Source organism: Bacillus sp. RB3, from assembly GCF_030164735.1.
Taxonomy (GTDB): domain Bacteria; phylum Bacillota; class Bacilli; order Bacillales; family Bacillaceae_G; genus Bacillus_A; species Bacillus_A cereus.
In genome coordinates, this window is record NZ_JASNGE010000003.1 from 46,910 (window position 1) to 70,704 (window position 23,795).

Genomic DNA, 23,795 nt, shown 5'->3' on the forward strand with positions numbered 1-23,795 from the left:
CTTTTGTTCAGTAGGTTAAATTTTTATATCTTTACTTATGCGTCTTACATAACTGTCATGTTTGTGTAAGAAACATCGATAGTGGCAAGAGTAGAGAGTGTATATAGTTGAAAATAGAGAATAGAAGAAATGAGGGATGTCGAGATGAAAACAGTGTTAGAAGCAAAAAATATTGAAAAAGTGTACGACACGGGTGGGAATAAATTTGCAGCGTTAAAAGGTATTAACTTACAAGTAAAAGAAGGTGAGTTCGTTGGAATTATGGGACCTTCTGGTTCTGGTAAGACGACTTTACTAAATGTTCTTTCTACAATTGATAATGCGACGAACGGTGAAATTTTAATTGATGGAAAAGATATTGTAAAGATGAATGATGATAAGTTAGCGTTATTCCGCCGTGATCATTTAGGTTTCATTTTCCAAGATTATAACTTATTAGATACGTTAACGGTGAAAGAGAATATCGCTTTACCACTTGCGTTATCAAAGGTGAAAGCGAGTGAGATTGATCGCCGCGTTCTTGAAATCTCAAAGAAATTCGGTATTGATCATATTTTAAGTCAGTTCCCATATCAAGTATCTGGTGGACAGAAGCAGCGCTGTGCAGCATCGCGTGCAATTGTTACGAATCCAAGTATGATTTTCGGAGACGAGCCAACTGGAGCACTTGATTCTAAATCTGCAACAGATTTACTTGAAAGTATGAAGTCGTTAAATGAATATGATAACTCAACAATTTTAATGGTAACGCACGATGCGTTTGCAGCAAGTTATTGTAAACGAGTTATTTTCATTAAAGATGGTGAACTATATAAAGAATTACACCGCGGTGAATCGACGCGTAAACAGTTCTTCCAAAAAATTGTTGACGTAATGTCTTCTATTTCTGGAGGTATGGCTGATGACCTTATCTAGCATTGCCCTCCGCAACATACAGCGGAACTTTAAAGACTACTTTGTATATTTTGCATCTATGATTTTTAGTATCGTTATTTATTTTACATTTAAAGCACTGCAATATAATTCACAAATGGAAAAAGCAGCAGAAGCTTCTAAAAAGATTAGCGGAGCGTTCCAAGTTTCAAGTGTGATGCTTATCATCTTCGTAGCAGTGTTTATTATATATTCGAACGGATTCTTTACACGTAAACGTAAAAAAGAAGTTGGACTCTATTCCTTATTAGGTATTCGTAAAAGACAAATTGGTAAAATGCTCTTTTATGAAAATATGTTAATGGGATTAATGTCATTAGTAATTGGGATTGCGATCGGTAGTGTCCTTTCAAAATTATTCCTTGAGTTATTAGTAAATATGATGGGATTAAATTTAAACGTTCATTTTGAAGTACCGATGGCTGCCATTATTGATACAGCAATTATTTTCTTTGTGATTATTTTATATACATCACTTCAAGGATATCGTTTAATTTATCGCTTTAAGTTAATTGAACTTTTCCGTGCAGAACGTGAAGGAGAAGCAATGCCAAAAGGATCTGTCATTATGGCATTAATTTCAGTTTTCTTAATCGGTTCAGGTTATTTTTTAGCATTAATGTACATGAAAGCAGTTATGTATGCAGACTTTATGGTCGTTGCATTATATATTTTATTAGCGACAGTAGCAGGGACTTATTTACTGTTCATGTTCTTCACAGTATTTGTATTGAAACGTGCAAGAAATAATAAGTCAGCATTTTATAATGGTATGAATATGGTAACGACATCACAGTTACTATATCGTATTAAAGGAAATGCGAAATCACTGGCGACAATCGCTATTTTAAGTGCGGTAACATTAACAGCGGTTGGTACGTCAGTTACGATGTATTACAACACATTTACGCAATCAAAAGTTGCTGCGCCGTATAGTTATTCCTATGAGAAAAAAGATGCAGCATTAGATAAAAAAGTAAATGAAATACTTGCTGGAGAGAAGAATAATCACCCAGTCACATATGAATCAGAAGTTGAAATGATTCCTATGAAAGGAACATTTAAAGGTGAAAGAGCTGATCAAGTTCTGAACACACACTATAATGTTACGAATCAGTACCAGCTTATTTCTCAATCAAGCTTTAATACACTTGTGAAACATTTAGATGTAGAACCTGTAAATTTAAGTGCGAATGAAGCTTTCGTATATGATAGCTTATATATTGAGAAACTTGATTTTGGTCCTCTTTATACAGGAAATACAGCTGTATTCCCTGTTGGAAACGAGTCAAAAGAATTAAAAATTAAAGGTGTAAATAATAGAAGCCTTACAAATTTAAATGAACTATTTGTAATCGTTCCTGATAAAACATATGAGCAAGTGAAACAAGTAAACGAAACGCGTACTGTAAAAAATATTGATGTAAAAGGTGAGCGAAATAGTAAAGAGTTAACAGCAAAATTAGCAAGCATTATGCCAGCTGGAGAATCAGAAGTTTTAAAACCATTTAACGATTTCTATACAGGATTCCAAATGGGGCTTGAAACAACAGGCTTAATGATGTTTATTGGGTTATTCTTAGGATTAGTATTCCTATTAGCAACAGGCTCAATCATTTACTTTAAACAATTAACAGAAGCAAGTGCTGACCGTGATCGCTACGTTGTTCTTCATAAAATTGGTGTAACGAAGCAAGAGATGAAGAGAGCTATCGCAAAACAAGTGAGCTTTATCTTTGCTATTCCGTTAGTAATTGGTATTTTACACAGCCTATTTGCACTAAAAGGTTTATCAAATATATTACCATTTGAAATTATGATTCCGCTTCTAATTAGTATCGGAGTATACGGCGCGATTTATATTGGATATTACTTCTTAACGGTTCGTTCTTATTATAAGATCGTGAGTGCGAAGTAATAAGGGACAGCTATCGCTATAGGCGATAGTTGTTTTTTTATTCTTCATAAAATCTTAAGAAATCTCCTCAATTTTTGTTAAGAAATAATAGTTATACTTAGAAACAAGTTAAAAACTATTGAACGAATGAGGAGAGGTTTATATGCAACTCATAACATTCTTACATGAATTTATTAAACATCCGAAACATACTGGTGCAATTGCGCCAAGTTCAAAAATATTAGCAAAGAAAATGGTAGATGTAATTGATTTTAATAAAGCGAAATGCATTGTAGAGTTAGGTCCTGGTACAGGAGTCTTTACGAAAGAAATTATGAAGAGAAAGAAGAAGGAAACAATATTTCTTCTTATTGAAATTAATGAAGTGTTTTGCAAGGAACTAAAGAGAAAATTTAAAGATGAGCAGAACGTCATTGTTGTACACGGTTCAGCCGAAAATATAAAAAAGTATATAGAAGATCTCAATATAGAATGCGTGGATTACGTTTTATCGGGATTACCTTTTACCTCTTTACCAGAAGAAGTTTCAAAGCGTATTTTAAACAATGTAATGGAAGGGATACATGAGAATGGTGAATTTATTACATTTCAATATTCACTTGTGAAAAAAGGATTTATACAGCACTTCTTTCCTGAAATTACGCTAGAGAAAGTGTGGCTCAATTTCCCACCAGCGTATGTCTTTAGCTGTAAAAAAGAGCTAAGGAGAGCATATGCATAATGGAATTACATGAATTATTATCTTATATTGAACAATACGGTTATTGGGCATTATTTTTCTGTTTATGGCTAGGTATTATCGGTATGCCAATTCCAGACGAAATGATCGTAATGAGTGGTGGCTTTGTATCTTCACTAGAGATATTAAGTGTCATTCCTGCATTTTTATTAACATATTTAGGTGTTGTATCTGGGCTTTCTTTAGGTTATATATTAGGGAAAATATTTGGTACGAAAGTACTTGATAAGCTAATGAAAAAGAAAAAGGCGAAATATCTTTTGAAATCTCAACAAATGGTAGAGAAGTATGGTCATTATGCGTTAGTCACAAGTTACTTTATACCAGTTGTAAGACATATCGTACCGTATTTAGTTGGAATGAATAACATGTCATTTAAGACGTATGCTTTGTATTCTTATACGACAGGATTTGTTTGGACACTCGTTTACTTTGTGCTCGGTGCTTTATTTGGACAACATATTGAAAGTATTGTAGCGATCGCGATAGAATATGGCGTGTATTTTGGCGTGATTGTTTTTATAGTTACAGGTATTCTTTATTTATATAGACAAAAAAGAATCACACTGATGAGTAAATAGAAGTAAAGAAAGTTTCTTCCAGTATGAAGGACAAGATAGGATTATAAGTATAAAATTATCTTTATTTAATGGTAAAATATAGGTAAGTAGTTAAGGAAGGAAGAGCGTTGTGCTACTTATTTTTAGCCTTATCTTAATTGGAATTATGTGCAGTATGAAAATAGTATCCTTACACATGATAGAACGACAAAAGGTAGAGGAACGATATGTATATTGTCCAAAATGTGATACGAAAATTAGAAGAGGAAATTCAGCTCCTTTTTGTTCAAAATGTAATTTAATATTTTAAAAATAAAAAGTCCGAAATCACTTTATATAGTTTCGGACTTTTTATTTTTAAGTAAACATTAATCCACCTAGTTCTCTTTCGTTTGTTTATTAGCTAAAATGGATTATGAATAACAATAGTATGTAAACGAAAATAAATATAAATGTACACATGGAGTGTTATATTTGGAGATTTTAATCATAGTAGGATGCCTAAACTGTATGGATGTTAACCTTTTTAGAGAAAGATATCCCAGCTAATTTAGTTTGGAAGATTGAAAGAATAGATTGAAAATAGATGAGAAGTGGAGTGCATATGATGGAGACACAAATCGTTATTGGAGTACCTGGTTTATGGAAAGATAGAACAGAATTAATACAAGAAGTTGTGAGTAAAAGTAACTATATATTAGCGGGAAATGTTATGCACCATAAGGAGAAAGAGATTGGCTTTGAAATTGATATATATGAACAAGAGGATCCATTTTATAATCCGTGTGGGGTATGGAAGTTAGAGAGTGCTTCGGCAAAGAAATCTATCTTTCAAAAATTGGGGAGTGTGCTAAAAGGATGGAAAAATACATAAAAGAACAGAGGAGTATATGTGATAAATATAAAGCGGAGTATGTAGAATCTCCGAATGACTTGAAATTAGGAATAGCGCAAAATGTGAAAGATGGTATCGCTCCGATTAATGGGTTACGAATGCCTATAGAAAACGGAACGACAGGTTGGTACATTTGGGCTGGTGAAGAAATGGGGACAGAAGAAGATTTCTTTCTTCCTTTACACGTTCAACATATTGATGAATGGGCACCTGAAATAAAGAAGTATTTAGGGTTACCACCTGGTTGGAGATTTTTAATTGCTGGAGATTACGAGGACGTGTGGTATGATCCGAATTTGTTTGATGAAGATTTAGAAGAGGATGCAGATGAATGGGAAGAAAATATGCTACAAGAGTATGGATGGTACATGCATAGCATATTAGCAGAAGATATTGATGGCATCCATGCTAATTATCATACGCATGGTCTAAGAGATAACTTTAATCATCAAGATTTACAAATAGCATTAAATATGGATCCTGAAGTCGCGCATAGTGTTTTTTGTACCATAATAGAAGAAATAAAGAGAGGAAAAAAGTTTGAACAAGGGATTGAGTATACGAATATTATTGAAGGATATCCCATTATTATGAAGTCTTTCGTAGAGATGGATCGAGAAGTTTTGAGGGTTTTATTACCTGATGAAAGAGGGATTCTTCCTACGAGGCCAGAGTGTGATGAATGTTATAAGACTCAATTGGATGATATTGAGGAGAGTTGATAAAAAAGAGCTTGAAACTATTCAAGCTCTTTTTTTATCACTATTTATGTCCTAAAATATGCTCAATCTCATGCAAACTTAATTTACTTGCCTTAGCAATCGTTTCAAGTGGTATACCAAGATCATACATATTTTTAATCATTTGAATTTTTCCCTGCTGAACTCCTTCTTTTCGACCTTGTTCAATGCCCTGTTCAATGCCCTGTTCAATGCCTTTTTTAATTCCTTGTTTCATCCCTTGTTCCATTCCTCTTTTTATTCCTTCTGTCTCTGCATGGGCGAATTTTGCTGCTTCATCCATTAAAACTTTCTCCCTTGCGTCATAGGCTTGTCGGAAAGATGAATCTTGACTCATACGTTCCCATTTATTTATCGCTTTTTGTAAAATAGGGTCTTGGTTCATAGCAATATCCTCCAATAGTTTAGTTAAGTGCTCATCCTCATTTGCTGAAAGCAATAAAAGCCAACGAACAAATGGATCTTTCCACGGATTTACTTTTTCTTCATGCCATTGTTCAGTTAACTTTGGAATTTCTATAATGTGGATTTCAATGTCGTCACTCAGGAGTTTTTGTTGTTGTGTATTCCATAATATGCTTGTTGTATGGAAGGCTGGGTGTTCCGAAAACATTACGAAGTTTAGTAAGTTTATGGTGATGGTTTTGTGAAGTGCACTGTAGGGCATCCCTTTTTGTAGTTGAGATGTGTATAGTCTTCCCCAATAATATAAACTGCGTTTAACCATATCGTGATTATTATTGAGTTGTATTTCTATATTGACTTTTGTTCCTGTGTCTAATGTTGCTGAAATGTCTAAAATAGATAACTTATCCTCTTCATATTCCCTGTGTAAATGTGGATCTTCTAGTTGTAGAGAAGCAATGGGCGACTCTAAAGACTCTTGTAACATAGCATTTAAAAATGCAATTAGAATATCTTCGCTACCATTCGTACCAAACAATTGTTTAAATGCAAAATCAATGCGTAAATTAACTAACTGTTGGTTGAACAAAGTTTGTCCTCTCCCTTATATGAAGGTACTTCTTTCCTTCATTGTACATAAAAAGAACTAGAGTATGCAAACAAGCCATTCTTCTATTTTATTAGAGGATGCTTAGAGATTCCTATCATTGATTACCACGAAAATTTTATTTGGACTGTGTGGGTATCACTTAGTAAAGAAAGTTATGATGAAGTATTAGAAAAGTGGGATGAAAGAGGCAGGGAAAATAGTGATCCTTATTTTGGATGGTTATCTGTAGAGATACCAGTTTATCCAGAAACATTAAATTTAAAAACAAATGTACATATAAGAGAAGTTGGAATGGCACCATATGTTGAATTAGAGCCAACCGACCATCTTTTAGCGATTGAACAAAGAAATGGAATTACTTTAGGTAGAGTTAAAGAAATACAAGAAATGATTCAACGACATAACTAGATTAGAAGAGAAAAAACGAGTGCTAGCACTCGTTTTTTTCTTTACACAACCGCAGGATTATAAATCATCGTAAAGTGTCCTGGTAATAATTCAATGTGACAAGGTGTATGAAGCGAACTTTCTCCATCTGTATCTACTTCTTTTTCTTCTTTCGTTTCAATATGAATGGATTTCGCTTTTACGTGGAAGATGTCATTTTCATTTGAGTCTTCAAATAGTTTCTTTCCGATGTAATCTTTAAATGCTTGAATACCTGTTGATTTGACTACGAAAATATCAAGTGTTCCGTCATCACATTTTACGTTCGGAATAAAGGATGGAATACCACCAAGATATTCACCATTTCCAACCATGACAAGGACAGCTTCGTCTTCATATACTAGTCCGTCATAAGTAATTTTTACTGGGAATGTTTCAGCATTTTTTACAGTTCGAATTGTGCTTAAATAGTAACCGATTTTACCAAGCTTTGCTTTTTCTTCTGCATCGATATTGTTTGATACTTCAGATACGAGTCCAATGCCCCAGAAGTTTAAGAAATGTTGTTCATTTGCTTTTGCAACGTCAACTGGTTTTATATGTTCTTTTGTAATAAGTTTTGCCGCTTCTGCAATGTTTTGCGGAACACCAAGTGTGCGAGAGAAGTCGTTGCAAGTTCCACCTGGAATGATTGCAAGTGTAGGTCTAGTTTCGAGAGGTGCTAAGCCATTTGTGCATTCAAATACTGTTCCATCACCACCAAAGACGATAATTAAATCTACTTTACTAGCAAACTCTTGGCAATATTTTGTTGCATCACCTTGTTTTTTCGTATGAAGGATATGTAGATCAGGAAAAGCTGCGGCAAGAGGTGGTACGATTTTCGTTAAATTTGTATGTAAGTCACCTTGACCAGCTTTCGGATTTACGATGAGGAGTACTTTTTCAAATTTTGTCTTTGTCATATTTCATCTCTCCCTGTAGTTTGTAATGGAAAGAAAGGAGCTGTTCCCATGTATTTTAGAACAGCTTCTCCCTATTAATTGGGTGCTAAGATTGTCAGTTATTGTCGGTAAGTCGATATATTTAAAAAATCGCCGATATACATTTTATGTACTATCGATTTTTTAAGTTATACGATTATTCCGTTACAACTGAAGCAATGAATGGTAAGTTACGATATTTTTCAGCACAGTCGATACCGTATCCAACGATGAATTCGTCTGGAATTTGGAAGCCAACATATTCAGCTGTTAAGTCTACTTTACGACGTTCTGGTTTATCAAGTAATGTACAGAACTTGAGTGCTTTTGGTTTATGCATAAAGAAGTGATCTTTTAGGAAATGAAGTGTTAAACCAGAATCGATAATATCTTCTACAACAATTACGTTTTTCCCAGTAATGTTTACGTCGATATCTTTTAGTAGTTTCACTTTTCCTGTTGTTTCTGTTTGATTTCCGTAGCTAGATGCAGAAATAAAGTCAATTGTTACATCATTTTTGATGTTACGAATTAAATCAGCAGCAAATACGAATGAACCTTTTAATACTGCGATAACTACGATTTCTTCTCCTTCAAAGTCACGTTCGATTTGAAGTGCTAATTCTTTAACTTTTGCTTGTAATTGTTCTTCAGAAATTAAAGTGTCTTTTATTTCAATATTCATTGTAATCCTCCTACAGTGTAAAACTTACGAACATTTCGACTGTAAAGGATAGAATAGAAAAAGTCAAAGGAGATAGTAATTTTTTACAAAGATAACGACAAAATCATCTGATGATATGATATACTAAGTATATAAAGAAAACGCTTCCATAAAGGGTGAATATGATGAAGAAGAAACAGTACACAAGTGTAACATTTATAAAAGCATTACTTTTAACAATTGTTCTTGGCCTGTTGGCTTACGTAATTGATGTACCTGCGATTCGTATTTCATTAATTGGAATGACTTTAGTGTTAGGAGCAATTTCGCACGGTATGATGTCGCAGCTAAAAGAAGCTGGACTTGATGATATGAGAGATCATATAGATAAAAAGTGAGAAACCTTCATTATATAGAGTGAAGGTTTTTTTGTTTCTTACAAAAATGTAAGGTAGTTGTAAGGCAAATCGATAGTTGCATAAGAGCATTTTGGATAAACTATGGGTGTAAGGTAAAAGGCAAGCATATTTTAGGTAAATTAAGTTTTAGGCACTCTATATGTGAAAAAGGAGTAGGAGGGCATGGAGAAACGTTGGACGACCTTTTCTTTTTTAGCGACTAGTAACACCGTAATGCTAGATGGAAAAATGGATTTTTTGCACTTGTTTGATCGTGAAAATGATCATTCTTCTTCTAAATTTACAATGAAATGGAATAAATGGAGCGAGAGTTGTAAGATTGAAGAAGAGGCCCCTAACGAAGAGCAAAAGATTATTTTAACAAACCCTATTAAAGCGTGGGTTGTTCAACGTCGTAAGTGTAACGTCAAAAATCACTTCAAGAAAACTGAGCCGAGACAATTAGTTATCGCTCCGGCCCGTTCTACTTCCAAATCACGCGAAAGTAACATGTAAATAATTGAGACACACACCCGAAAAAAACATCGTACATATTGCGATGTTTTTTTCTTTTTCTACAATGAAATCTTTAAATGAAATATATTTCATCTGCATCTTATATTTATATCTCTTGCTTATTCTAGTAATACATCCGATGCGAGTAGATGTGAATAAAATATAAGGAGAGAGTGAAAATGAAAAAGAAACTATTACCAATTTGTGCAATGGCACTTTTAACAGTAGGATATTCTTCAGTAGCGAGTGCGGATACTGGAACAGTAACAAAGGAAGAAGAAGCGCAAGTACAACAGGATAAAGCTAAAAAAGAAGAAGCAATTAAGGAACAGCAAAAAAGTGAAATAGAGAAAAAGCAAGCGGCACAAGTACAAGAAAAAAATGATATGGCTAAAAAAGAGGAAACAATAAAAGCTGAGAAAAAAAGTGAAGAAGAGAAAAAGAGAATAGCGCAAGAACAGTTAAAAAACGATATGGCTAAAAAAGAAGCAGCGATAAAAGCCGAGCAAAAGAATGAAGTAGCTAAAAAAGAAGAAGCAAAGCCAGTTGTACAAGGTGAAAAATTACCAAATACAGCATCAAATAATGTAGCAATGATGGGATTAAGTGCATGTCTTGTAGCGGTAGGTACATTATTTGGTTTGAATCGTCGCAATAAGATTCAAGCGTAAATAAAATATTTTCCTATAAAGAATGGGATAATTTCATATATTAAAAATGGTAGGTTACTCCTACCATTTTTGGCATGGAGGAATGAAGAATGAAGTTACTCAATTATATCGGTATCATATTGATGGCTATAGGGCTATTCATGGGATCCTATTATGCTGTGGAATGGTATAAAGGAAGAAGCTCTGCCGGGCAATTAACGGCAGAAGAAATAAAGAGCCTTAAAAATATACAAGATACTCAACTTTCTCATGAAACACCTGTAACTTCTCAAGTGCCTTCTTCTCAAACAGAACATAAAGAAGGAGAAAAGGTAGCGATGTTAAACATACCGAAAATAAAGAAGAAGTTTTCTATATATTGGGGAGCAGATGATACGACTTTGAAAAAAGGAGTGGGTATGTTCGTTAGTGATTTAACGACAACTCCATCTGGAGGGGGACATACTGTACTGAGTGGACATCGAGATACTGTATTTACAGATTTAGAAGAGTTGAAAGAAAAGGATACCCTTGTTTTAGAGTATGATAATAAAACGTACACATATGAAATTCAAAAGACATGGATTACTCATGCGGATGATCGTACTGTTATTATAAAAAAAGAAGAACCGATATTAACACTGACAACTTGTTACCCATTTGATTATATAGGGGATGCACCAGATAGATATATTATCGAGGCGAAGTTAACTGGCAGTTATTCAAAGTGAAATTATAGTTTCTGAAAGCGAGAGGGGGATATATAAGTTATGTCAAAAAACATTTTAATTGTTGAAGATGAAGACATATTACGTGAAATATTAAAAGATTATTTTTTAAGTGAACAATATGTAGTGTTTGAAGCGAGGGACGGGAAAGAGGCTTTAGTTGTATTTGAAGAAGAAGAGGTTGATTTAGTTATTTTAGATATCATGTTGCCAGAACTCGATGGATGGTCTGTTTGCCGAAGGATTAGGAAGACGTCCGAGGTGCCTATTATTATGCTGACGGCGCGTGTAGATGAAGACGATACGTTACTTGGTTTTGAACTTGGAGCAGATGACTATGTGACGAAGCCGTATAGTCCTCCAATTTTATTAGCAAGAGCGAAACGATTATTAGAAAGTAGAAAAGCATCGAAGAAACCTTTAGAAAACGAAGATGATACGTTATCGATTCATGGCATCCATGTCCATTTTCCGTCGCGTACTGTTACTGTTGATGAGGCAGATGTTAGTTTAACGCATACGGAGTTTGAAATATTGGTGTATTTCATGAAAAATCAAGGAATCGTTTTAACGCGAGAGCAACTCATTTCAAGAATTTGGGGATATGAATTTGCTGGCGATGATCGAACGGTGAATAGCCATATTCGTAATTTAAGAAATAAATTAGGAGAGAAAGCAAAGTATATTACAACTGTAGTACGAACTGGTTATAAATTTGAGGGGAATGTATGAAGAAAGGAATTGTACTAAAATTATTTACTCTTACAACAGCATTATGCATGTTAATTTTAGCGACGATATTTATTGGACAAACGATATTTTTTAAACAATATTATGCGAATCGAAAAGTGGAAGATATTAAAGTGAATTTAAATTCCTTTGAGAAGAACTATTTAAATCGTGCAGGAAATGCAGAAGAAATTCAGAAACTAGAGCAAGACTTTTTAAGAGAAAATAATACGTGGATTACGACATTAGATAAGAACGGGAATTTAAAACATGCAGATGATTTTTATTTTGAAGTAACGATAGATCGTAGGCAACAAAAGAGCTTTGGACAACAAATATTTAAAATTCCCTTAGGTAATCTCGTCAATATAGAGGAAATTGATAATAAATTATCAGAGCAGTTTTTAGGGCAAGAAATTTATTTTTCTGGAGTGAGAAAAGAAGATAGTTTTATTCCATTCTCTTTTTCTTTATCTAAGCAGAATTTAAGTGGATCTAATAAACCGTTAGAAAAAGCATTTAATGAGAAAATGAGCAAATTAAATGAGGAGAAAAAGAGAGCAGTTGAGGAACAACTTGTTAAGGAAAAGAAACCAGCTGTTCAGGAGCAAGCTGCTCAGGAATTAGGCGTTTACATAGGAGGACGTGTTACAAAAGTACAGTTACCAGATGTAAAAGGTCCTGTGAATCCAATTTATAAAAATGGCATCTTCTTAGATAGCATAAAAGAATTTCAAACTAATTTATTATTAAAAGAGAGCAAGCCCATACAATATACAACACAAACAATGGACTATGAAAAAAATGATATTAAATATAAATTATTAATCAAGCCAATAGAAAAAGACGGATCAGTAACATATATTTATGCGATGGCTTCTTTACAGCCCGTAGATGAAGCTGTACAAATGGTGCAAGATTATTACATCTATATCATTGCATTTGTAGTTGTTCTTATTTTTTTAGCTTCGTTCTATTACTCAAAACAAATTGCCAAACCGTTATTAAAAATAAATGATACGACGAAGAAAATAGCACAATTAGATTTTACAGAAAAAATACCGATTACTTCAAAAGATGAAATTGGAGATTTATCGAAAAATATTAATGTGCTATCAAATAAACTCCATTCCCATATTGGACAGTTAGAAGAAGATATTGAAAAGGAAAGAAAGTTAGAAAATACACGGAAAGAATTCATTTCTGGTGTTTCGCATGAATTAAAAACACCGCTAAGTATTATGAAAAGTTGTATTTCCATTTTAAAAGACGGGGTAGCTGAGCATAAAAAAGAGTATTATTTTCAAGCGATGGAGAGAGAAGTAGACAAAATGGATACTTTAATTTTGGATATGCTTGAGTTAGCTAAATTTGAATCTGGTACATATAAAATGAAAAAGTCTTCGTTTTATATTGATACAGTAATTGAAGATATATGTGAACATCTATCTGTGGAAATAGAGAAAAAAGAACTTCATGTTCATAAAAATATACATTCATTTGAATTGATTGCAAATCAAGGCCGGATTGAACAAGTCATCGTTAACTTCATTACGAATGCCATACGTTATACACCAAATAAAGAAGATATTATTATTTCTACAATAGATGAGAAGGATCGTATAAAAGTGTGCATTGAAAATAAAGGTACTCACATTGAAGAAGAACAATTAGATAAAATTTGGGATCGTTTTTATCGAGTGGATACAGCTCGTCAGCGTTCACAAGGTGGGACGGGACTTGGGCTTGCTATTTCTAAAAATATTTTAGAATTACACGATGCTGAATATGGAGTGAAAAATACAGAAGACGGTGTATTATTTTACTTTTACTTACCGAAAAAAGCGTAGATAATGCATGCTACGCTTTTTTTAATTTATTTTCATATTATCTTTACCTAATCTTTATTTTTAAGCGATATAATCTGGTTAGAAAATGAGGTTATGTAAGGAGTCGATGAACCGTGCATAGCAATTGGCTAAGTATAATGGTATTTATTTTCTTTTGCGCATTTATTGTATTTTTAATTAATATTACGATATGAAAAAAGAGCGCTCATTAAGCGCCCTTTTTTTGTGTATTCATTTGATAAGCACTGATGCTTTTGAATAAGCGTGGGGAAGTGAGGAATAAAAATATAAGTAAAACTGTACATAAAATAAAAGAACCAAGCATTGTACTTCCATTTACGATTAATGAATATAACACAGCTGATTGACCCTTCGGCGCATATTGTCCCCAGAAAATAATACCGGCAATAAAGTGACAGAAATAGCGAGCAAAGCTACCGACAAATGTAGCAAGGATAATGTAAACAAGGATTTTCTTACCATGGTTTTGTTTTGCTGAAGGTTTTTCATTGCGACTACCTAAACTTGAATGTTCTTCACTATTTTCATTAGACGTTAAAAGTGCTTTTTGAATTGGACGATAGAATAAGCCAGCAAATCCGATAAAAGCAAAGGCAATGAAGTACTCAATGAATGCTTGAACAGGTGTTAAAATATAAGCATCCCCCACGACTATTTGTAATAGTCCCCAAACTAAACCACCTAAGAAAGCTGATTTAAAGCCCCAGCGGTAAGCAATAATAAAAATAGGAATCATAGCGAATGAGATAGAACCGCCTGTTGGAAGTTTAAGTGATAATGGTAAAATATCGATAATCATGGCGAAGGCTGCAAGAATAGCAGATTCGATCATCGCTTGTAAATTAGTGTTACGCATGTTGTCTCCCCCTAAATCCAAGTTGTACAAAAAAGAATAGATATCATAGGAGGATACGAAATACGTAAATAAAAATGAGGTATGTATTTCGGACGTTTGCACAATCCCTGCGTTAGCATTAACTAACAGGTTCGAAGGGTCGGAACGAAGTGTTCCCTCTCAGCGGCATGGCTCCCCCAGTGATAACGAGATTCTTTATTTGCTATTGTTTATTGTAAGCGAAATGGATGAGAATGGCAAACGAATACAGTATGACAATAATTGAAATAGAATTGTAGCGAAATGTTAATAAATATGAAGCAAAAGGGTATAGTACAAGAGAAATTGGGTGTGGTATAATTTTTTTGAAAATAATTATCATTCTCTTCTGAGGGGGAAGGTTATGAGCTTAGTAGATATTAAAATTGGAGAGAAAGTGTTAGTAAAAAGTATTCAGTCTTTAGATCAGCTATTAAAGCGTAGACTAGCTGCTTTCGGTCTTGCTGAAGGAAGCGAACTTCGCCTGAAACAGAAAGCGATGTTTAAAGGTCCTTGTACATTGGAGTGTCGTGGACAGTTAATTAGTATTCGTCATTGTGACGCGAAAATGATAAAGGTGGAATTAGCGTGAATAAGGTAGCTTTGCTAGGGAATCCGAATACAGGGAAGACATCATTATTTAATGCACTTACTGGTTCTTATGAGTATGTAGGAAACTGGAGCGGTGTAACAGTAGAAAAGAAGGTTGGTAAATTAAAAGATAGACAAGGAACATTAATTGATTTACCAGGTGTTTATGATTTAAATCCAGTTTCACGTGATGAAGGTGTTGTAACAAACTTTCTATTAACAGAAGAATTTAATCATATGTTAAATATCGTAGATTCCTCGCAGTTTGAAAGAAATATGCATTTAACGTTGCAGTTACTTGAATTTGGTAAGCCAGTCTCAATTGGTTTAAACATGGTTGATGTGGCGAAGCAAAGAGGAATTGTCATTGATGTAAAACGATTATCAGAACTAGTAGGTGTAACAGTCGTTCCTGTTGTTGCAAGGAGTGGAAAAGGCTGTGAAGAACTGCTTACGACTCTTAAAGAAAATGACAAAAAAGAGAAAAAGCCATTCCTTATTTCATATGGTGTACAAATGGATGAAGGAATTGGAGAAGTAATTGCTCTTTTAGAGACAGTGAATTACGAGCATCCGAGATGGTTAGCACTTCAATTTTTAAGCAATAACGAAGTAGTAGAAAAAGAAATGAAAGCATTACCAATTTATAAGGAACTCATAGCCATTCGATCTCGCTTAGAAGGAAAACTTGATTGTACGTTAGAAGAGCACATTTACAAAACTCGTGAAGCGTATATTGAAAAGTTAAAAACAAATGTTATGAAGCATGAGAAAGAAGGGGAAATTCCTTTTTCAGAAAAAATTGATAGATTAATTACACATAAAATTTTAGGACTTCCAATCTTTTTAGCAGTTATGTTTTTTATTTTTCAGGTTACGTTTACGTGGATTGGTAAACCTTTATCGGATATGTTAGATGAGTTTTTTGGTGGCCAGCTTACGGATTGGGTGACGGCTGGACTTACAAGTATTGGAGCTTCTCATTTTATTCAAGCACTCGTTACAGAAGGTATTATTGCCGGTGTTGGTGCTGTATTAGTATTCGTACCACAAATCTTTGCACTATTCTTTTTCATTTCATTATTAGAAGACTCAGGGTATATGGCGCGAATTGCAGTTGTTATGGATAGAATTATGGAGTTTTTCGGCTTAAACGGAAAAGCTTTTATTCCGATGATTATCGGTTTTGGATGTAACGTTCCAGGTATTATGGCTGCGAGAACGATTGAACAGGAGAAAGAACGTTTACTTACCATTTTAGTAACACCATTTATGTCTTGTTCAGCACGATTACCTGTATATGCATTATTTGCGGGCGTATTCTTCCCGCATAGTCAGGCGACTGTTGTATTTTCTTTATATGTTGCAGGGATTGTTCTTGCGTTATTAGTTACAAAAATTATGTCTCTTACGATTTTGAAAGCGGAAAAGTCTATTTTCGTAATTGAATTACCGCCTTACCGTGTGCCACAAGCGAAAACATTATGGCTGAGCACGTGGGAGAAAGGAAAAGGATTTGTTCGTAAAGCTGGTACATTCATCTTTGGTGGTTCGGTTGTCATTTGGTTATTAAACTATGCAGGTCCATCAGGATTTGGTGTTGATATGGGAGACAGTTACTTAGCGATGATTGGTGGATTTATCGCACCACTATTTGCACCGCTCGGCTTCGGAACGTGGCAAGCTGCAGCATCCCTTTTAACAGGATTTTTAGCGAAGGAAGTTGTCGTTTCAACAATGGCAATTATTTATGCAGTTAAAGAAGATGTGCTTGGAAACGTAATGGGAGTACATTATACAGCATTATCAGCTTATGCATTTATGTTCTTTATTTTATTATACGTTCCATGTTTAGCGACGGTGGCTGTTATTAAACGTGAAACAGGATCAGTGAAATGGACGATTTTCTCAGTCGTTTACCCGCTTGTTGTTGCTTATGTATTAACGCTTATTATATACCAAGTTGGATCTTTACTAGGATTCTAAAAGGAGATGTATAATGATGGTCAATATTATAATTGGAGCTATCATTTTTGGTTATGCAGCATACACGTTAGTTAATTTTGTAAAGAGAAGTAAAAAAGGAAAATGCGCAGCATGTTCTTTAAATAAGTCATGTCAGTCGAAAACTTGTAGTCCAGATATGGAACAAGTTGCTCATAATAAATAGAAAAAAGCTTTGCGAATGTCGCAAAGCTTTTTTGTTTTACTTTTTAATTTTTACAAGTTGAGAAGCTTCGACGCCGTTGTAACCAGGGAATTCTTTACTTGGGTCTTTATCAAATTTTAATACACCTACAGATTTTTCATCACCTTTTACATTGTTGTAAGTTGCGTCATCGACAATCGCATACATATCTGTATATGCACGGCCACTTCCGATAATTGTGTTGCCTTCATATTTTAATTTCGCTCCATCAAGTGTAGCATTTTCTACTTTTTCTTTTGCAAATAATACACCTTGTTCTGTTGTTACAGCTGGTAATTTATCAAGTGGTTTCGTGTTGTCTTTTTCATCAACTTTGCTAAGTAACTCTTTTTTCACTAGTTCCTCACCAGTTTTCTTATCCATTACAAGAACTTTTTTACCATCTAATGTTGTCATTTTCATTTTATAGAAGTCTTTTTCTTTCACTTCTTTTTTGTTTTTATCTGTAATTTGCTGAACTTGTTCTTCTGAGCCGTACAGTACAAAACCGTTCGCTTTCTCTCCTAATAAAGAACAACCTGATAATGCTCCAAGTGAAATTGCTGCTGCTAATCCGATTCCTACTAATTTTTTCATGATGATTTCTCCTTTTATATGTTTTATATTAAATACAATTTTTGTATTATTGCTTACAAGTGAAGAAGCTTGTTTGTTGCTTCTGGTATTAGTGTATAAGAAATATTAGAATGCAACTATCGAGTTAGCTTACAGTAACATTACACTTATGTAATTTAGTGAAATTGCATAAAAGTAAGTTAATTTCAAAAAGGGATAATGAGAATATATTAGAAATACAATATTGTATATAGAATGTCATATTATAATGGATGTATTTTTGAAATAACATGTAAGGACATATTAGTTTTGTTATAATAAACACATAGGCTGTAAAAATGAATATTCTTTACTGTAAAGGGAGATTTTTCAGTTTTCCAAGTAGTGAATTTGAAATATGAGGTATATCATAGGAGGAATTTAGATGTCTGTATTCAAACGATTAAGAGATTTAACAATGTCGAATGTATATTCATTAATTGAAAAAGCGGAAGATCCAGTTAAGATGACTGATCAATATTTACGCGATATGCAAGCGGATGTACAAGAAGCTGAGAAAAGTGTAGCAGCTCAAATCGCGCTTGAGAAGAAATTCAAAATATTATTTGAAGAGCAAGAAGCACTTGTGAAAAAACGTGAAGAGCAAGCTCATATGGCTGTTCAAGCTAATAACTTAGATCTTGCGCGCCGTGCACTAGAAGAAAAACAAAATGCGGAGCAAAAGATGAATGAGTATAAAGCAAGCTATGAGCAAAATAAAGCTGCTGCTGATAACCTGCGCCTAAAGCTAGAAGAAATGCGTAAGCAATTAAATGAGCTGAAAAATAAACGTGAGACACTTGTAGCGCGTGTAAATGCGGCGAAAGCACAAAAAAATATTAATCAGGCGATGTCTGGATTTGATTCAAACTCAGCAAAAGCTGGTTTAAGCCGTATGGAAGAGAAAGCTCTTCAATTAGAGGCTGAAGCAGAAGCAAGCGGTGAAGTTTATAAGAAAGAAAAATCATTAGATGATGAATTCGCAAGCTTAAACAAAAATTCTGCTGTTGACGATGAATTAGCTCGTATTATGAAGCAGTATGAGAAATAATATAGAATAAAGACAAATGAACCGACATGTCTAAATATATTCATGTCGGTTTTCTATTATATTTAGAGGAGGTTTTGCAATGACATGGATGAATGTAGTTGCCATGCTTGTATGGACTGGAGCGAGTGCAGTACTTTTATTTGCAATTATGTGGGTTGATTCAATTTTTACAAAATACAATGATTTAAAAGAAATTAAAAATGGAAATACAGCTGTAACAACTCGTTTTATTATGAAATTATTTGCACAAGGATACATTTTATCCCAATCAATTACGAAAGCAAATGACTTATGGCAGGCACTTCTTGCTTCAGCAGTTTCTTTCGTTATTTTATTAGTGGTAGAAATGTTTATCGAATTTGTATTAAAGAAAATGTCTGGTCTTGATTTAGAAGAAGGTACGAAAGAAGGTAGCGTTGCACATGCGATGTTAGCCGGATCATTACATATTGTTGGTGCACTAATTTTAGGTGCTTGTTTATAAAGAGAAAAGGAGGGGTAGATCATGAGTTTATTTAAACGAATTAAAAATATAATGAAAAGCCCAGAGCCACCGAAGCCGGAAAAGAGTCTTTTAACGTTAGCTCCTGGCGATATGATTGAAGTGTCATTAGTTATGTATGAATTAATTGGGAAAACGAGTATGCATTCGCGTAAGGAAATTGTTTTGACATTGCAAGATGGAAAAGACATTCGTTATTTAAAAATTGAAGATCGTGAAAATACGTATTACAAATTATATACACCAATTGATGGTCGCTTAGATTCAATTGATGAAATTCCGACGACAATTGAAATGGATGATACCGAGTACCATATGGAAGAACAATATAACGGACGTGTTGTTGTTATGGGAAAAACTCCATTCTCAGCTTCAGAAGAACAGCACGTATGGGAATTCCAATCAGACAATCGAAAATTATTGCGTATTGAATGGCAAAATGGTCGCACAATGATGTATGAGGGAGAAGCAATCATTCCTGCTGATGTACAAATTATAAGAGCAACGTAAGGGGGCGTAATCATGTCAAACCGATTGTTTACCATGATTAAATCGTTTGTAATCCCTATACTTGCTATCGTTATATTACTTGTTGTTGCTGGTTATGCCTTATCAGGTTGTCAAGGCGGGCAGACAAAGTCGATTCAAGACCGTTATCCACTTGAATCTGTTGCCAAGGAAGGTAAACAAGAATCTTACGTGTATAGGGCCGCCAATCGGTCAGTTCCTGAAGTAGCGAAGGAACTCATTAACGAAAGAGAACCGAAGCAAGCATCTAAAGAAGACGAAAATCAAATGTTCCTCGTTTATTCTGATAAGATTTATAACCTGCAAAAGGATAAAGAGAAACCATCTGATACGTTAATTGAAATAAGTAATAAAGAATTTGTCCGTCAAAATTACCAACCGTCCTTCTTGCAAGGATATATTATGGGTAGCATATTAAACGATATATTCGGTTCAAAAAGATCATCATCCGGTGATTACCGAGGATATAATGACAGACAAAATCATCAACCAGTTATTCCAGAAAGACCACCTACGAAAGAAGAAAAGAAAACCCCACCTCCAATTACGAAGGAAGGGAAAGGATCTATCATTAAGCGAGGCGATAATGTAGATTCGAAACCATCAGTAGGTGATAAGGGAAGTATTACTGAAAAAGGAAGTAATACGACGCCCCCACCTTCTACTGGAAGCAAGGGGAAAATTACGAAAACACCAGGCGGTTCAAGCGGATCAGATGTGAAGCCAAAATCATCTATTAAAACGCCGCCAAGGAATACATCTCCTCCGAAAACGAGGGTCGGTGGTTCAGGAAAGATTACGAAGAGAAGATAGTGTAGAGACCGAAAAGTGTAAATTGCTTTTTGGTCTTTTTTTGTTATGGGAATTAATCCCTTTCAGTTGGTACGATTTAGGCATAAGGGGGGAAGTAAAAATATATCAGCGATTATTAGAATATATCGACCACAACTTAAAATATATCAGGGATTATTGAAATATATCGACTTACCCACAAAAACTGACAACGATAGCAACTTAATAATAAACAGAGGGTGTGCCAAAATTTTGGCACACCCTCTTTTATATAACGATTAATGAATATCACGTTTCTTGAAATTACCGCCTTTTACTTCTGCTACGTCATAAACTGTAATAAAGGCGTGTGGATCGATTTCATTAATAAGTTCTTTCATTTTACTTTCTTCTAAACGGTTAATTACGCAAGAAATTTCTTTGAATTTCTCTCTTGAATAACCACCGTATACTTCGTTATATGTTGCACTTCGGCCTAAACGATCGCGAATTGTTTCTACCATTAATTCAGGCTCTTTTGTAATAATTTTAAATGCTTTTGAACCACTTAAACCAACTTCAACGATATGAATCACTTTCGAAGCGATAAAGTAAGCAATTGCCGAAAGGATAGCTCCCTGAAGACCGAATACCGTTGATACGAAAATAAATACGAACATGTTTAAGAATAAAATAAGGTCACTCGTTCCAAATGGTAACTTACGAGAAAGCAATACAGCAAGCATATCGATTCCATCTAATGCCCCACCGTTACGTAATGCTAGTCCCATACCAAAACCGATGATAATACCACCAACAACTGTAACTAATAATGTATCGCCTTCAATAATAGCTGGTATTCCGTGCATGACAACGGTACCTACTGCTAATGAAGCAATTCCGATAATAGAATAAATCGCAAAGCTTTTACCGATTTGCTTATACCCTAACCAAACGAAAGGAATGTTAATAACTGCGATTAGAGCTCCTAATGGCAATCCAAATAATCTTGAACTAACGATACTTAAACCAGTCACACCACCGTCTGATACGTTATTTGGAATTAATACTGCTTCTAATCCGTACGCTGTGATAAATGCCCCAATAATAATCATCAAAGCTTTTGAAGCAATTTTTAGCTTATTGGGCTTGTTTTTGATAATTTTCTCCATATAATTTCCTCGTTTCAAACTAGTTTCTTATTTGTTACGTCATTCACACCTAAATTTTATTTTAACATTTAATTTGAAAAAATTCTCCTTTAATGGATGTATGCAGGGAATATTATCACCATATTATCTTTAAAATATTTTTGAAATCAGTATAAGAAATCCCATCCTTTCAAAGGATGGGATGCTATTAAGAAAATATAAAACTAAGTATTGATACGAATAAAGCGAAACCTAAAATAGTTCCACATATTTTCATATGGCGCTTACGTCCCATTACGACAATCGCAACATATTCGCGAATCATTGCGTTAGGCCAGTAATAAAATGCAGTTTTTGACCCGATTCCTTGGCTATTAAGACCAGCTTGTCTAGCGTATATGCCAGCGCGGAAAAGGTGGAAATTATTTGTGGTAAAAATACTTTTATATTTACCTTCAGGTTTTAAAGAATCCATAATTTCTTTAGAGAACAACATATTTTGATATGTGTTTACAGAGCGATTTTCTTGCACCGTATGTTCAAGAGGAATTCCTTTTTCAACAGCATAATTTTGCATTGCTTCTGCCTCTGGAAGACCTTCATCTGGACCTTGACCACCAGAGAAAATAATTGTTGGTGGTGTATTTACAGCTGCTTGTTTCCAATAGAAGTCGATAGCTTTATTAATGCGGCTTGCAAGTAATGGTGGTACTTTATCATTAATTAAGCCGCTACCAAGAACGATAATGAAATCTTGATTACGTCTTGGTCTGTTGAATTGGTATAAAAAATATGCGCTTAAGAAGTTAGATAAGTGTATAAAGAAATAGAAGCTTATAAGAGAAATAGCTGCAAAAATAGGCTCTAAATGCGATGAGACCAAACTTGCTGGGTTTATGATAGGGAGTAACATAAAGAATAACATCCCTAAAGCAGCAAGGAGTGTTAAACAGTTAGTGAACCGTCTTCCTTCTCGCTTCATTAAAATTCTAGCATTAAGAAATAGCCCAAACATTAAAGCAACAATACCGAAAGGAAGCATAATAAGAAGTGCTAAAATAGGTAAAATTATAATATAGCGTAGGACATCACTACTTGAATTTACAGATATAATCACACAAAAAAGAAGGAAAAAACAGACAAAGGAATTAAATAAAAAGCCGTTTATTATTTTTCGCGGATCTTTTAAATATGAGATAAGAAAAATAATAAATAATATAAGAGGAATAATTCCGAAATACATCATAAATATAGTACACCTCAATTTGTATAAGAATTTGACATACCTTTTATATTACATGATTTTATAAGTGAAAATGAAAGAAAAAGGATTTTGAATTTTCTCAATAAAATATATGGATACATATGTTACAATATATTCAAAGCGATATATTAAAAGTAAAATGGTTGAAAAGGCACTCAATAGAGTGCTTTTTCTTTTTGTATGCAATTGTGCATATTATATTTTTTTTCAAATGAAGAGGATTACAATATAATTTGTAGACAGACTTTATAAAGCAGAATTTAATACAAACATTTCCCTCTACTTTTTGTATCTAACAATCGTATAACAATAAATAATTCTGTTTTATAGTGTCTGTTTTTGAAAGGTGTCTTTTTTGAAGGCACCTTTTTTTATTAGTATAGATAGTTTTCACTGTTAGCATAGTGTAAACTATCTATACTAAACATTAGCAATCTTCCGTATAAATATTATCAATTTACTATATATTCCAGTGGTGTTAACCTACATATGAAAGGCTTTCTTTTTCAAAATATTACCCCTAATAAAATTTTG

The 23,795-nt window shown here is 34.0% G+C and carries 27 protein-coding genes, 1 pseudogene and 1 riboswitch; of the genes and pseudogenes, 21 read left to right on the top strand and 7 right to left on the bottom strand.

Annotation, left to right across the window (positions count from 1 at the left end; all coding sequences use genetic code 11):
• Positions 1-144: 144 nt before the first annotated feature.
• The 7 genes from QO049_RS05570 to QO049_RS05600 all read left to right on the top strand — a co-directional run bounded on the left by QO049_RS05570 (position 145) and on the right by QO049_RS05600 (position 5,767).
• The gene (locus QO049_RS05570; RefSeq protein ID WP_000859655.1) at positions 145-915 is read left to right on the top strand and encodes an ABC transporter ATP-binding protein; all 771 of its coding nucleotides are present in this window, start codon (positions 145-147) and stop codon (positions 913-915) included.
• Positions 902-2,851 (top strand): ABC transporter permease, encoded by a 1,950-nt coding sequence (locus QO049_RS05575; protein WP_246961454.1) that lies wholly within the window; start codon positions 902-904, stop codon positions 2,849-2,851. The genes QO049_RS05570 and QO049_RS05575 overlap by 14 nt, the downstream gene beginning before the upstream one ends.
• 142 nt (positions 2,852-2,993) lie before the next feature.
• Complete coding sequence (locus QO049_RS05580; protein WP_001176053.1) at positions 2,994-3,572, top strand: class I SAM-dependent methyltransferase; 579 nt, start codon at positions 2,994-2,996, stop codon at positions 3,570-3,572.
• The gene (locus QO049_RS05585) at positions 3,572-4,171 is read left to right on the top strand and encodes a DedA family protein (RefSeq protein WP_246961452.1); all 600 of its coding nucleotides are present in this window, start codon (positions 3,572-3,574) and stop codon (positions 4,169-4,171) included. The genes QO049_RS05580 and QO049_RS05585 overlap by 1 nt, the downstream gene beginning before the upstream one ends.
• A 109-nt stretch (positions 4,172-4,280) precedes the next feature.
• Positions 4,281-4,460 carry a hypothetical protein gene (locus QO049_RS05590; protein ID WP_001986677.1) on the top strand — a complete coding sequence of 60 codons (180 nt, stop codon included), beginning with the start codon at positions 4,281-4,283 and terminating at the stop codon, positions 4,458-4,460.
• A 294-nt stretch (positions 4,461-4,754) separates the two neighbouring features.
• Entirely contained in the window at positions 4,755-5,024 is a 270-nt protein-coding gene (locus QO049_RS05595) for a hypothetical protein (protein WP_000970753.1), read from the top strand.
• A complete protein-coding gene (locus tag QO049_RS05600) occupies positions 5,009-5,767 on the top strand; it encodes a DUF4262 domain-containing protein (protein WP_097842350.1) in 759 nt (252 codons plus the stop codon). Before QO049_RS05595 ends, QO049_RS05600 begins: the two co-directional genes overlap by 16 nt.
• A gap of 40 nt (positions 5,768-5,807) precedes the next feature.
• Here QO049_RS05600 and QO049_RS05605 read toward each other — a convergent pair whose 3' ends face one another.
• Entirely contained in the window at positions 5,808-6,779 is a 972-nt protein-coding gene (locus tag QO049_RS05605; protein WP_246961449.1) for an Rpn family recombination-promoting nuclease/putative transposase, read from the bottom strand.
• A gap of 84 nt (positions 6,780-6,863) precedes the next feature.
• Here QO049_RS05605 and QO049_RS05610 point away from each other — a divergent pair.
• Positions 6,864-7,208 (top strand): annotated as a pseudogene (locus tag QO049_RS05610) (DUF2199 domain-containing protein); the annotation flags it as partial.
• Positions 7,209-7,249: 41 nt separating this feature from the next.
• On the opposite strand, the gene QO049_RS05615 reads toward QO049_RS05610, so the two are convergent.
• Entirely contained in the window at positions 7,250-8,152 is a 903-nt protein-coding gene (locus QO049_RS05615; RefSeq protein ID WP_246961447.1) for a diacylglycerol/lipid kinase family protein, read from the bottom strand.
• 175 nt (positions 8,153-8,327) lie between these two features.
• A complete protein-coding gene (gene hpt / locus QO049_RS05620) occupies positions 8,328-8,855 on the bottom strand; it encodes a hypoxanthine phosphoribosyltransferase (RefSeq protein WP_001019298.1) in 528 nt (175 codons plus the stop codon).
• Positions 8,856-9,016: 161 nt separating this feature from the next.
• Here hpt and QO049_RS05625 point away from each other — a divergent pair, with 161 nt between their 5' ends.
• The 6 genes from QO049_RS05625 to QO049_RS05650 all read left to right on the top strand — a co-directional run bounded on the left by QO049_RS05625 (position 9,017) and on the right by QO049_RS05650 (position 13,705).
• Positions 9,017-9,232, top strand: a complete 216-nt coding sequence (locus QO049_RS05625; RefSeq protein ID WP_002001286.1) for a hypothetical protein — start codon at positions 9,017-9,019, stop codon at positions 9,230-9,232.
• A 183-nt stretch (positions 9,233-9,415) separates the two neighbouring features.
• Positions 9,416-9,748, top strand: coding sequence for a hypothetical protein (locus QO049_RS05630; RefSeq protein WP_000415619.1), 333 nt, complete (start codon positions 9,416-9,418; stop codon positions 9,746-9,748).
• A gap of 179 nt (positions 9,749-9,927) precedes the next feature.
• Positions 9,928-10,419 carry an LPXTG cell wall anchor domain-containing protein gene (locus tag QO049_RS05635; protein WP_000728023.1) on the top strand — a complete coding sequence of 164 codons (492 nt, stop codon included), beginning with the start codon at positions 9,928-9,930 and terminating at the stop codon, positions 10,417-10,419.
• Positions 10,420-10,508: 89 nt separating this feature from the next.
• Positions 10,509-11,129, top strand: coding sequence for a class D sortase (locus QO049_RS05640; protein WP_000771590.1), 621 nt, complete (start codon positions 10,509-10,511; stop codon positions 11,127-11,129).
• A 39-nt stretch (positions 11,130-11,168) separates the two neighbouring features.
• Positions 11,169-11,858: a response regulator transcription factor gene (locus QO049_RS05645; RefSeq protein ID WP_000041848.1), complete on the top strand. Its 690-nt coding sequence runs from the start codon at positions 11,169-11,171 to the stop codon at positions 11,856-11,858.
• The gene (locus QO049_RS05650; RefSeq protein WP_098382219.1) at positions 11,855-13,705 is read left to right on the top strand and encodes a sensor histidine kinase; all 1,851 of its coding nucleotides are present in this window, start codon (positions 11,855-11,857) and stop codon (positions 13,703-13,705) included. The genes QO049_RS05645 and QO049_RS05650 overlap by 4 nt, the downstream gene beginning before the upstream one ends.
• 208 nt (positions 13,706-13,913) lie before the next feature.
• Here the strand turns inward: QO049_RS05650 and thiT are convergent, their stop codons facing one another.
• Entirely contained in the window at positions 13,914-14,582 is a 669-nt protein-coding gene (thiT, locus tag QO049_RS05655; RefSeq protein WP_001246585.1) for an energy-coupled thiamine transporter ThiT, read from the bottom strand.
• Between the two features lie 86 nt (positions 14,583-14,668).
• Positions 14,669-14,770: riboswitch (TPP riboswitch) on the bottom strand.
• Positions 14,771-14,964: 194 nt separating this feature from the next.
• On the opposite strand from thiT, the gene QO049_RS05660 reads away from it, so the two are divergent.
• Genes QO049_RS05660 through QO049_RS05670 form a run of 3 tightly spaced genes read left to right on the top strand, consistent with a single transcriptional unit; the run spans position 14,965 to position 17,361 of the window.
• Complete coding sequence (locus tag QO049_RS05660; RefSeq protein WP_000060512.1) at positions 14,965-15,192, top strand: FeoA family protein; 228 nt, start codon at positions 14,965-14,967, stop codon at positions 15,190-15,192.
• Entirely contained in the window at positions 15,189-17,177 is a 1,989-nt protein-coding gene (gene feoB / locus QO049_RS05665; RefSeq protein WP_284489200.1) for a ferrous iron transport protein B, read from the top strand. The genes QO049_RS05660 and feoB overlap by 4 nt, the downstream gene beginning before the upstream one ends.
• A 13-nt stretch (positions 17,178-17,190) precedes the next feature.
• On the top strand, positions 17,191-17,361 hold the full coding sequence (locus QO049_RS05670; RefSeq protein WP_000989593.1) for a FeoB-associated Cys-rich membrane protein: 171 nt from the start codon (positions 17,191-17,193) through the stop codon (positions 17,359-17,361).
• Between the two features lie 36 nt (positions 17,362-17,397).
• On the opposite strand, the gene QO049_RS05675 is transcribed toward QO049_RS05670, so the two are convergent.
• On the bottom strand, positions 17,398-17,976 hold the full coding sequence (locus QO049_RS05675) for a lipoprotein BA_5634 family protein (RefSeq protein ID WP_000737502.1): 579 nt from the start codon (positions 17,974-17,976) through the stop codon (positions 17,398-17,400).
• A 403-nt stretch (positions 17,977-18,379) separates the two neighbouring features.
• Between QO049_RS05675 and QO049_RS05680 the strand changes: the two genes are divergently transcribed.
• The 4 genes from QO049_RS05680 to QO049_RS05695 all read left to right on the top strand — a co-directional run bounded on the left by QO049_RS05680 (position 18,380) and on the right by QO049_RS05695 (position 20,888).
• Complete coding sequence (locus QO049_RS05680) at positions 18,380-19,045, top strand: PspA/IM30 family protein (RefSeq protein WP_000110280.1); 666 nt, start codon at positions 18,380-18,382, stop codon at positions 19,043-19,045.
• Between the two features lie 79 nt (positions 19,046-19,124).
• Positions 19,125-19,529: a DUF350 domain-containing protein gene (locus tag QO049_RS05685; RefSeq protein ID WP_000220087.1), complete on the top strand. Its 405-nt coding sequence runs from the start codon at positions 19,125-19,127 to the stop codon at positions 19,527-19,529.
• A 21-nt stretch (positions 19,530-19,550) separates the two neighbouring features.
• The gene (locus QO049_RS05690) at positions 19,551-20,057 is read left to right on the top strand and encodes a DUF4178 domain-containing protein (protein WP_000051744.1); all 507 of its coding nucleotides are present in this window, start codon (positions 19,551-19,553) and stop codon (positions 20,055-20,057) included.
• A gap of 12 nt (positions 20,058-20,069) precedes the next feature.
• Positions 20,070-20,888: a DUF4247 domain-containing protein gene (locus QO049_RS05695; RefSeq protein WP_000071185.1), complete on the top strand. Its 819-nt coding sequence runs from the start codon at positions 20,070-20,072 to the stop codon at positions 20,886-20,888.
• Between the two features lie 257 nt (positions 20,889-21,145).
• Here the strand turns inward: QO049_RS05695 and QO049_RS05700 are convergent, their stop codons facing one another.
• Positions 21,146-22,018 (bottom strand): YitT family protein, encoded by an 873-nt coding sequence (locus QO049_RS05700; RefSeq protein ID WP_000411244.1) that lies wholly within the window; start codon positions 22,016-22,018, stop codon positions 21,146-21,148.
• Positions 22,019-22,205: 187 nt separating this feature from the next.
• Positions 22,206-23,243: a YdcF family protein gene (locus QO049_RS05705; RefSeq protein WP_000990101.1), complete on the bottom strand. Its 1,038-nt coding sequence runs from the start codon at positions 23,241-23,243 to the stop codon at positions 22,206-22,208.
• Positions 23,244-23,795 lie beyond the last annotated feature (552 nt).

Coding starts and splice junctions, on each gene's coding strand:
- QO049_RS05580 (WP_001176053.1), top strand. CDS start 2,994: ATGCAACTCATAACATTCTTACATGAATTTATTAAACATCCGAAACAT.
- QO049_RS05630 (WP_000415619.1), top strand. CDS start 9,416: ATGGAGAAACGTTGGACGACCTTTTCTTTTTTAGCGACTAGTAACACC.
- QO049_RS05615 (WP_246961447.1), bottom strand. CDS start 8,152: ATGACAAAGACAAAATTTGAAAAAGTACTCCTCATCGTAAATCCGAAA.
- QO049_RS05645 (WP_000041848.1), top strand. CDS start 11,169: ATGTCAAAAAACATTTTAATTGTTGAAGATGAAGACATATTACGTGAA.
- QO049_RS05595 (WP_000970753.1), top strand. CDS start 4,755: ATGATGGAGACACAAATCGTTATTGGAGTACCTGGTTTATGGAAAGAT.
- QO049_RS05600 (WP_097842350.1), top strand. CDS start 5,009: ATGGAAAAATACATAAAAGAACAGAGGAGTATATGTGATAAATATAAA.
- QO049_RS05705 (WP_000990101.1), bottom strand. CDS start 23,243: ATGATGTATTTCGGAATTATTCCTCTTATATTATTTATTATTTTTCTT.
- QO049_RS05575 (WP_246961454.1), top strand. CDS start 902: ATGACCTTATCTAGCATTGCCCTCCGCAACATACAGCGGAACTTTAAA.
- QO049_RS05685 (WP_000220087.1), top strand. CDS start 19,125: ATGACATGGATGAATGTAGTTGCCATGCTTGTATGGACTGGAGCGAGT.
- QO049_RS05700 (WP_000411244.1), bottom strand. CDS start 22,018: ATGGAGAAAATTATCAAAAACAAGCCCAATAAGCTAAAAATTGCTTCA.
- QO049_RS05675 (WP_000737502.1), bottom strand. CDS start 17,976: ATGAAAAAATTAGTAGGAATCGGATTAGCAGCAGCAATTTCACTTGGA.
- QO049_RS05695 (WP_000071185.1), top strand. CDS start 20,070: ATGTCAAACCGATTGTTTACCATGATTAAATCGTTTGTAATCCCTATA.
- QO049_RS05660 (WP_000060512.1), top strand. CDS start 14,965: ATGAGCTTAGTAGATATTAAAATTGGAGAGAAAGTGTTAGTAAAAAGT.
- hpt (WP_001019298.1), bottom strand. CDS start 8,855: ATGAATATTGAAATAAAAGACACTTTAATTTCTGAAGAACAATTACAA.
- QO049_RS05650 (WP_098382219.1), top strand. CDS start 11,855: ATGAAGAAAGGAATTGTACTAAAATTATTTACTCTTACAACAGCATTA.
- QO049_RS05680 (WP_000110280.1), top strand. CDS start 18,380: ATGTCTGTATTCAAACGATTAAGAGATTTAACAATGTCGAATGTATAT.
- QO049_RS05640 (WP_000771590.1), top strand. CDS start 10,509: ATGAAGTTACTCAATTATATCGGTATCATATTGATGGCTATAGGGCTA.
- QO049_RS05690 (WP_000051744.1), top strand. CDS start 19,551: ATGAGTTTATTTAAACGAATTAAAAATATAATGAAAAGCCCAGAGCCA.
- QO049_RS05625 (WP_002001286.1), top strand. CDS start 9,017: ATGATGAAGAAGAAACAGTACACAAGTGTAACATTTATAAAAGCATTA.
- thiT (WP_001246585.1), bottom strand. CDS start 14,582: ATGCGTAACACTAATTTACAAGCGATGATCGAATCTGCTATTCTTGCA.
- QO049_RS05670 (WP_000989593.1), top strand. CDS start 17,191: ATGATGGTCAATATTATAATTGGAGCTATCATTTTTGGTTATGCAGCA.
- QO049_RS05635 (WP_000728023.1), top strand. CDS start 9,928: ATGAAAAAGAAACTATTACCAATTTGTGCAATGGCACTTTTAACAGTA.
- QO049_RS05585 (WP_246961452.1), top strand. CDS start 3,572: ATGGAATTACATGAATTATTATCTTATATTGAACAATACGGTTATTGG.
- QO049_RS05570 (WP_000859655.1), top strand. CDS start 145: ATGAAAACAGTGTTAGAAGCAAAAAATATTGAAAAAGTGTACGACACG.